Source organism: Bacillus pretiosus, assembly GCF_051294775.1.
GTDB lineage: Bacteria > Bacillota > Bacilli > Bacillales > Bacillaceae_G > Bacillus_A > Bacillus_A wiedmannii.
In genome coordinates this window covers 1-297 of record NZ_JBPPHF010000288.1, presented here as the reverse complement: position 1 = coordinate 297, position 297 = coordinate 1, and the positions used below count along the sequence as shown (strand labels likewise).

General features: G+C 36.4%; 1 protein-coding gene. It reads left to right on the top strand.

Going from position 1 to position 297, the window contains the following annotated elements; genetic code table 11:
• Positions 1–297, top strand: a 297-nt coding sequence (locus ACSG5Z_RS30910; protein ID WP_435712864.1) for a cytidine deaminase, incomplete at both ends; no start/stop codon positions are given.

The window sequence follows — 297 nt, the reverse complement described above, 5'->3', positions numbered from 1 at the left end:
CCGTGTAGAAGATGGATCCATTTATACAAGTGTGGCCCCTGACGTAATAACCGCTTCAACAGAACTTTGTATGGAAACAGGTGCAATTTTAGAAGCACATAAATTTCATAAGAAAGTTACACATTCTATTTGTCTTGCAAGGGAAAATGAGCATTCTAAATTAAAAGTATTATCACCTTGTGGTGTATGCCAAGAACGTTTATTTTATTGGGGACCAGAAGTACTATGCGCCATTACAAATTCTAAACAAGAAATCATTTTCAAACCGTTAAAAGAGTTGCAGCCATACCATTGGAG